This is a genomic window from Streptomyces sp. NPDC055966 (assembly GCF_042269865.1).
Taxonomy (GTDB): domain Bacteria; phylum Actinomycetota; class Actinomycetes; order Streptomycetales; family Streptomycetaceae; genus Streptomyces.
On record NZ_JBHJYK010000021.1, the window covers coordinates 181,243 to 189,832 of the forward strand.

General features: G+C 73.0%; 6 protein-coding genes. All 6 read right to left on the reverse strand.

Annotated features, from left to right (window positions below; genetic code table 11):
- The gene (locus tag ACFC8N_RS36615) at nucleotides 1–459 is read right to left on the reverse strand and encodes a cyclic nucleotide-binding domain-containing protein (protein ID WP_356036537.1); all 459 of its coding nucleotides are present in this window, start codon (nucleotides 457–459) and stop codon (nucleotides 1–3) included.
- Nucleotides 460–740: 281 nt separating this feature from the next.
- Nucleotides 741–2,990: an FUSC family protein gene (locus ACFC8N_RS36620; protein WP_376293298.1), complete on the reverse strand. Its 2,250-nt coding sequence runs from the start codon at nucleotides 2,988–2,990 to the stop codon at nucleotides 741–743.
- 171 nt (nucleotides 2,991–3,161) lie between these two features.
- Nucleotides 3,162–4,529 carry an NAD(P)/FAD-dependent oxidoreductase gene (locus tag ACFC8N_RS36625; RefSeq protein WP_356036542.1) on the reverse strand — a complete coding sequence of 456 codons (1,368 nt, stop codon included), beginning with the start codon at nucleotides 4,527–4,529 and terminating at the stop codon, nucleotides 3,162–3,164.
- Between the two features lie 250 nt (nucleotides 4,530–4,779).
- A complete protein-coding gene (locus ACFC8N_RS36630; RefSeq protein ID WP_376293300.1) occupies nucleotides 4,780–6,678 on the reverse strand; it encodes an AMP-dependent synthetase/ligase in 1,899 nt (632 codons plus the stop codon).
- 203 nt (nucleotides 6,679–6,881) lie between these two features.
- A complete protein-coding gene (locus ACFC8N_RS36635; protein ID WP_356036547.1) occupies nucleotides 6,882–7,970 on the reverse strand; it encodes a glutamate--cysteine ligase in 1,089 nt (362 codons plus the stop codon).
- 92 nt (nucleotides 7,971–8,062) lie between these two features.
- On the reverse strand, nucleotides 8,063–8,590 hold a 528-nt coding region (locus ACFC8N_RS36640; RefSeq protein WP_376293302.1), incomplete at its 5' end, for an alpha amylase C-terminal domain-containing protein.

Consider the following 8,590-nt stretch of genomic DNA (forward strand, 5'->3'; position numbering starts at 1 on the left):
TCAGATCAGGCCGCTGCGCCGCCGGATGGCGTACTGGTCCATCAGCTTGCCTCGGGTCGTCTCCAGGCGGCCCGCGAGGATCTCGGCCACCGTCCGCACCAGCGACAGCCCGAGCAGCGGATCCTCCACACACAGCGCGAGCACCGCGGGCCCGTCGAACTGGTAGGCCCGTACGTTGCTGAAGGCGACCGCGCCGAAGTCCCACGTGTACGGCGGGAACAGCCAGGACCAGCCGAGCAGGTCGCCCGCGCCGAGCGTGGCCACCGTGACCCGCTGCCGCGAGGTGACCTCCGTGTCCAGGTGGACCGCGCCCGACCGGATCACCCAGAACCGGTCGGCGGTGCCGCCCGCCTCGAAGATGCGGGTGTCCTCCGGGAAGGAGACCTCCTCGGCCAGCTCCATCAGGCGCTCGCGCTGTGCCTGGGGGAGCGCGGTGAGCAGTTTGATCGCTTTGGTCATGGCGCGGGGCTCCTCGCCGGCGGCGGTTCCGGGTGATGTGCGTAAGCCCATTTCAGCCGCTGCCGCCGATCGGGGCACCTCGAAGGACGCGGAGCCGGGTGCCGGATCACCTGTCCGGTGGCGCGCGCGGGCATGAGAAAGCCCTGGCCGGACGGGGGAGGCCGGCCAGGGCCGCTTGAGGTGACGCGCGGAGGGAGGGAAGGACGGTTCCGGTCCACTCCGGCATCACGTATGTGTGAACGATAAACCATCTGGAGTGCCGGTGCGCAATCCGGAGCGGGTCACGTGACCGGTTTCACCTTCCCGCCCGTACCGGCACCCGGCCGGGGGACGCCCAGCGGCCGGGCCAGACCCGAGACCGCCTCGTCCAGGCGCTGGAGGTGACGCAGCACCCGGTCGGTCACCCGCCCGTAGCGCGGGGTGCGCAGGGTGCCCGGCTCCAGCATCGAGGCGATGCTCGGCCCGGTCTCGGTCGCGGCCGCGGAACGCGGGTCGGCGACGTGCTCGGCGATCGCCCCGATGTTGTGCAGGATCCGCGCGCACGCCCCGCGCAGCCGGGGGTCCGCCGCTATCGACGGGTGCGTGGGCAGCAGCTCGGCCGTGGCCGCGAGGGAGCGCGCGTGATAGGCGCACGTCTCCAGCAGCGCCACCACGTACCGGGCGGTGTCCCGTCGCGAGCGCATCGGGGTGATCGGATGCGTCAGCGGGTCGGTGGCCGCGCGCAGGTCGGCCAGCGCCTGGTCCAGCTCGCGCGCCTGCTCCACCAGATCGGCGCCCGCCCCGCCGCTCAGCTGGTCGACGGCGGCCCGGGTGACGTCCTCCAGCCGCCGCAGCACGTCGACGAGCAGCTCGTTGGTCCGGCGGTCGGTGTGGATCGGCAGCACCACGGCCGCCGCGATCACCCCGCAGGCCGCGCCGAGCGCCGTCTCCTCGATCCGCAGCACCAGCACCGACAGGCTGTAGGTGTTCAGCAGCGTGTACAGCAGCCCGAGCATCGCCGTGACGAAGAACGACATCAGCGTGTACGACAGGGGCGCCGTGTAGAACATCGCGAAGATGAACAGCAGCACCAGCGCGAACGCCGTCCAGGTGTGGTGCCCGACCAGCCCGGCGAGTCCGATGCCGGCCACCACACCGAGCACCGTGCCCAGCAGCCGGCGGTAGCCCTTGACCAGGATCTCGCCGGTGGAGGCGGTGTTGATGAACACGATCCAGCAGGTCAGCACCGCCCAGTACCAGCGCTGACTGGACAGCAGCTCGCCGCCCGCGATGGCCAGCGAGGAGCCGACGGCCACCTGGACCGCGGCCCGCGTCGTGGGCCGGCGCAGACCGGTCGGCTCCGGCTCCTCGGCCTCGCTCTCCGCGCCCGCTTCGACTGCCTCGATCGCGGCGTCCTCCGCGTCCAGCTCCTCCCGCGAGCGGACGGTCGCCGGGCTGTCGTCGGCCTCGGCCGGCGCCCCGTCCAGGGCGACCCGCAGGCCGAGCGCGGCCCGGGCGGCCTCGCCGAGGCCACGGAAGACGTCCTGCACGGCCGGGGAGGCCTTCGGCAGGTTCTCCTCGTCGCGGTAGCCGAGCAGCCGGTTGCGCAGGTGGGCGAGCGCGGTGCCGCGGGCCTCGCCGACCGGCCGCAGCATCAGCAGCCGCAGCGCCTGAAGGTCGCGGCGCAGCGCCTCCGTCGCCTCGTCCCGCACCGGCAGGGCACCGCCCGACGGCAGATGGGCGCCCGGCAGGTGCAGGGTGAGGGTGTCGGTCCGCTCGGCGCTGCGCGCGGTGAGCAGCAGCAGACCGAGCCGCTCGGAGGCGATCTCGGCGTCGGCGATCCGGCGCTGGAGCAGCCGGGCCACCGCCGGTTCGGAGGTGCCGTCCTCCAGCCGCCCCTGGATCATCAGCGCCGTCTCGTGCAGCCGGGCGGTGGCGGTGCGCAGGTCCTCCAGAACCGTGTCCACGTCGTCCGGACCCGCGTCCAGCAACTCGGTCTGCACGGCGATCAGCTGGGCGAGCCGGGCGCGGAACGCCCGCCGCAGCCGGTCCAGGGTGCCCGCCGGGGTCTGCGGCAGCAGCACGAACCGCGCGAGGGCGCTGCAGGCGAACGCCACGCAGATGACCCCGCACAGCGCGGGCAGCAGGGCGGGGGTCGCGTGGACGAACAGGGAGAGGAAGTAGACCTGGAAGCCGATCAGGCCCAGCGCCGTACCGCGGTCACCGAAGCGGCGGCCGTAGACCGCGCTGAAGATGAGGGCGACGAAGAACAGGTCGCCGACGACGACCCGTTGGTTCAGCAGCGAGCCCAGTGTCACCGAGGCCAGCGCCACCGGCAGACCGAGCGCGAGCGTGACCGCCTGCTGGGCGCGCGACTTCTCCCGGATGGCGAAGGTCGCCACCATCGCCGCTATGGCACCGGCGACCAGCTGCGGCACCGGCACCCGCAGGGCGGCCAGGACGGCGAGGGTGAGCGCGATCGCGGTGACCGTGCGCAGCCCCGCGGTGAGCCGCAGCAGCCCGGGATCGGACGCCGCGAGCCGGTCCCGCATCCGTACCCGTCCCGACCGTCCCGCTGCCCTCACGCCGCCGCGCTCTCTCCCGTGCCAGAAATCGATCTCCGTCCCAGCATCGCACGAGTGCCCGAACCAGTTGCTCCCGGCCAGGGGCGCGACGACCAGGGCGTCGGCGTGCCCCCGGCCGAGCCGGTGATCCGGGACACATCAGCCTTCGGTGTCGGCCCCGCCCTCCACCCGTGCCCGCACCTGTTCCGGCGTCAGGTACGAGTTCGTGTACTCGAAGTCCTTCAGCCGGGCGGGCCGGTGGGCCTGGAATCCGGTGCGGACGAAATCGTCGCCCGCGACCGCGTTCAGCAGCCAGTTGGTCGCGACCCGGGTCTTGGCCACGTTGGTGCGCAGCGCCGACCAGTGGTAGCCGCGAGCCACGGCCTGGGCGGTCATCCCGCGCAGTTCGATGCCGAGCGGCTTGGACACGGCGTCCTTGCCGCCGAGGTCGACGACGAGGCCCAGGTCCCGGTGCACGTACGGCACGAGCGGCTCGCCCCGCAGGGTCGCGATGACGTTGTCGGCGACCTTCCTGCCCTGGCGCATGGCGTGCTGCGCGGTGGGCGGGCAGACCGCGCCCGTCTCGTCCTTGGCCAGGTCGGGCACCGCCGCCGCGTCCCCGAGCGCGAACACCCCGTCGTGCCCGGGCAGGGTCATCTCGGCGGTGACCGCGAGCCGGCCGCGCACCGTCTCCGTGCCGAGCGTGCCGATCAGCGGGCTCGCGACCACCCCGGCGGTCCAGATCAGCGTGTGCGTCGGCACCACCCGGCCGTCGGTGAAGGTGACCTCCTCGGCGCCCGCCTTCTCGATCGACACCCCCAGCGAGACGTCGACACCGCGCCGGCGCAGGATCTCCTGCGCGCTGCGGCCGAGCTTCTCGCCCAGCTCCGGCATGAGCCGGGGCGCGATGTCGATCAGGTGCCAGCGGATCAGGCCGGGGTCGATGCGCGGGTAGCGCTGCACGGCGGCGTGGGTGAGCCGTTGCAGACAGGCGGCGGTCTCGGTGCCGGCGTACCCGCCGCCGACCACCACGAACTGGAGCCGCGCGGCCCGCTCGGCCGGGTCGTCGCTGGCGTCGGCGAGGTCGAGCTGGGTGATGACGTGGTCACGCACATAGGCGGCCTCGGCGAGGGTCTTCATCCCGAAGGCGTGATCGGTCAGTCCCGGGATGTCGAAGGTGCGGGTCACGCTGCCCGGGGCCAGCACGAGGTAGTCGTACGGCTCGTTCAGGAGCTTGTCGGTGATGGTGCGGACGACGCACACCTTGGCCTTCAGGTCCACGCCGATCGCGCCGCCGGGCAGGATCCGGGTGCGGTACTTCTTGCTGCGGCGCAGGCTGACGGCGATCGACTGGGGTGTGAGCACACCCGAGGCGACCTGGGGCAACAGCGGCAGATAGAGCTGGTAGGAGAACGGCGTCACCAGGGTGACGTCGGCCTCGTCGGGGGCGAGTTTCCGCTCCAGGCGGCGGACGCACTCGACTCCGGCGAAGCCGGCGCCAACCACCAGGATCCTGGGTCGTGTCACGGTGTCATCCCTTTCTGCGGCTCCAGGCGGTCCGACTCGACGCCGTTCGCATGCCCTGGACCGCCTCGCACCATGTCCGATCCCACCGCGCACCGAGCCGTTCCGCCAGCCGGGTGCGGCAGGCAGACGAACGCGTGGCCACCAGCATGCACCCGATCAGGGCCGGGTGAGCGGTAGTCGCACGGATAACCGTCGGACAGATGTCGTTGCCGGTCGGACCGTGTCCGCTCAGCGGACCAAGCGGTTCCGCTCAGCGGAAGACGTCGTCGGGCTCGTCCCAGTCCGCGGGCTCCCGCACCCCCCGCCCGGCCCGCGAGCGCGCCTGGTACATCGCCTCGATCTCGGTGGCGTAGTGCCGCACGATGACGTCCCGGCGCAGCTTCAACGACGGGGTCAGGAGCCCGTCCGCCGCGGCGAACGGCTCGGGCAGGACGCGGTGGACCCGGATGGACTCCGCCCTGGACACGGCGCTGTTGGCGGAGGCCACGGCTCTTGCGATCTCCTCGCGCAGCGCGTTCTCCTCCCGGCCCTCCCGACCGGGGCCGCCGCCCGGCAGCGCGAGGGCGGCCCGCCAGTGTGCGAGGAACTCCGGGTCCAGCGTGATCAGCGCGCCCACGCACGGCCGGTCGTCGCCGAGTACGACGGCCTGGTGGATCAGCGGGTGCATGCGCAGCCGTTGCTCCAGCGGGGCCGGGGCGACGCTCTTGCCGCCGCTCGTGACGATGATGTCCTTCTTGCGCCCGGTGATCGTCAGATAGCCCTCGGAGTCCAGCCGCCCGATGTCCCCGGTGGCCAGCCAGCCGCCGCGCAGCGTCGCCCGGGTCGCCGCCTCGTCTCCGACGTAGCCCTGGAACACCGAGGGACCGTGCACCAGGATCTCCCCGTCGTCGGCCACCTGGACGTCCGTGCCGGGCAGCGGCCGGCCCACGGTCCCGGACTTCTCCCGGCCCAGCGGCTGCATGGTGATCCCGCCGGAGGACTCGGTGAGCCCGTAACCGTCGTTGACGACGACGCCCATCCCCTCGTAGAACAGCGTCAGTTCGCGGCTGAGCGAGGAACCGCCGGAGGTGCCGCGCACCACCCGGCCGCCGAGCGCCGCGCGCAGCCTGCGGTACACCGTCCGCTCGAACACGGCGTGCTGGAGGCGCAGTTCGAGACCGGGACCCGGCCCCGTGCCCAGCCGCCGGCGTTCCTCGGCCGCGGCGAAGTCCCGAGCGGTCTGCGCGGCCCGCTCGAACAGGGCGCCCCGGCCCGTCTGTTCGGCCGTGCGCAGGAACGTCTTGTACAGCTTCTCGAACACCGACGGCACGCCGTACAGATACGTCGGCCGGAACGTGCCGAGCGCCGACGCGAGCGCGGCCTCGGACAGCTCCGGCTCGTGCGCCATCAGGACCCCGCCGCGGACACAGATGAGCATGATCATGATGCCGTACACATGGGAGAACGGCAGGAACGCCAGCACGGACGGCTGCTCGCCCGGGGGCGCCGCGGCGTGCGCCCAGCCGGCCAGCATCGTGTCGCAGGGGTAGGCGAGGGAGCGGTGGCTCAGCGCGCAGCCCTGGGGGCGGCCCGTGGTGCCGGAGGTGTAGACGACGGCCGCCGTGGCGTCCGGCAGCACGATCCGGCGCAGCGACTCCACCGTGGTGTACGGCACGGCCGCGCCCCGCTCGACGAGTCCGGGCAGCGCGCCCGCGTCCAGCTGCCACACGTGGCGCAGCCGCGGCAGCCGGGTGCAGACCGTGCCGACCGTCATCACACCCTGCTCGTCCTCCAGCAGCACGGCGACACAGCCGGCGTCCCGCAGGATCCACTCGACCTGGTCGCGCGAGGAGGAGGGATGGACCGGCACCACCTCCGCGCCCACGGCCCACAGCGCATGGGCGAAGACCGTCCACTCGTAGCGGGTGCGGGCCATCACGGCCACCCGGCGGCCGGGCGAGATCCCGGCGGCGATCAGCCCCTTGGCCACGTCGACCACCTCGTCGCGCAGCTCGACCGCGGTCATCTCCTGCCAGCCGCCGGCGCCCGTGTCCGCGCGATACGCGAGGAGCGGCAGGGCAGGGCTGTGCTCCGCGGTCTCGAAGAGGCTGTCGGCGAGGCCCCCGGCGAGCGGCGGGGCCACGGCGGGAGCGAGGGCGACATCGCGCATGCGCTGCTCCTGGATGTACGGAGGGTCACACCGCCGATCGGCTCTGTGGTCGGCGGTGCTCGAATGTAGCCGAGGTGAGCGCGTTCGGTGCAGGGAACGGGGAAGTCGTGATCAGTTGATGATCCGGCCGTGTCACTACCCGGTGCCGTACGACCTCCACGGTATGCATCCGGCACGTCATACGTCCGGCCCGGTCCCCGCGTTCAGCCCTGGGTGTGCCGTACGCACTCGGTGACGACCTCCCGCAGGCTGCCGACCCGCTCCAGCACCCCGCGCTGCTCGCGCGCGCCCGTCCCCCGGCCCAGCAGTTCGCCGACGGCCTCCTCGACCAGGGCCGCGTCCCCGCTGTCGGCGAGCGCCTCCCCGGTGTGCTCCACCAGGGCGCGCACCACGTCGGGCGCGGGCCGGGGCAGCATCGTCACGGGGTCGAGCAGGTCCCCCTCCAGGCCGGAGCGGGCGGCGTGCCAGGCGGCCAGCCGCAGCAGGCTCACGCTGTGGCCGGCCGGCGGCCGGCCCGCCCGCCAGTCCCGCGCGGCCGTCTCCACCAGGGCGCGGACCAGCGCGGCGACGAGCACCGTGGTCTCCGCGCGCAGGCACACGTCCGCCACCCGGATCTCCACCGTCGGGTACTTCACGGACAGCCGCGCGTCGAAGTACACCATCCCGTGGTCCAGGATCACCCCGCTCGCCAGCATGTCCGCCACCTGCCGGTGGTAGCCCGCGGGCGAGCCGAACAGCTCGGTCGGCCCCGCCGACGGACCACGGCTCCACAGCCGGCTGCGGAAGCTGGCGTACCCGGTGTCCCGGCCCTGCCAGTACGGCGAGTTGGCGCTGAGCGCGCGCACCACCGGCAGCCAGGGCCGCAGCCGGTCGAGGACCGCGACCCCCTCCTCGTCGGACTCCACCGCCACATGCGCGTGACAGCCGCAGACGAGCCAGTCCTGGGTGGCGATCCCGTACCGCCCGGCCATCCACCGGTAGCGGTCGTCCGCGGTGAGCGCGCCCGTGACCGGCAGCGGGCAGGTGGCCAGCGCGGCGACCGCACAGCCCACCTCGCCCGCGACCCGGGCCGCCTCCTTGCGGGAGCGCACGATCTCGGCGCCGAGCTCGGCCATGTCCGTGTGCGGATGCGTGGCGAGCTCCAGCATCTGCCCGAACAGCTCCAGCTGGAACAGGTCCTGCCCGGGATCGTCCTGGACCGCCCGGGTCAGCACGGCGGCCGACAGTGCCTTCGGCTCGCCGCTGTCCGGATCGACCAGAAGGAGTTCCTCCTCCACACCGACAGTGCGCACGTGGGGCCGCCCTTCTGTTCAGACCGCGAGGGGCAGACGAAAGTCTGTACGACCCTGACTGCCCCTCGGGCGTCCGGCCGACTCCTGCGAGTTCAGCGCACAGGCGTCAACCAGACAGTGGCGAGCGGCGGCAGCGTGACCCGCAGGAATCCGTGCTCCGGCCGCAGGACCGCGCCGGGCGGCCCGGCACCGACGCCGCTGCCGCCGTAGCGGGTGTCGTCCGTGTTCAGGGCCTCCTGCCAGGCCGGGAGGGAATCCGGAACCCACAGCCGGTAGTCGGCGCGGACGGCCGGCGAGAAGTTCGAGACCGCCAGCAGCGCCGAGCCCTCGGCGTCGAACCGCAGGAACGCGAATACGTTGTCGTCCGCAGCGTCACACAGCACCCACTGGAAACCGCCCGGATCGGTGTCCCGCTGCCACAGAGCCGGTGTCGCCCGGTACACACCGTTCAGGTCCCGCACGAGATCCCGCACGCCCCGGTGGTCGCCGGCCGAGTGGTAGTCGTCGCCGAGCAGCCACCACTCCGGGCCGTGCGCCTCGGACCACTCGGCGCCCTGCGCGAACTCCTGGCCCATGAAGAGGAGTTGCTTGCCGGGATGGGCCCACATGAAGCCCAGATA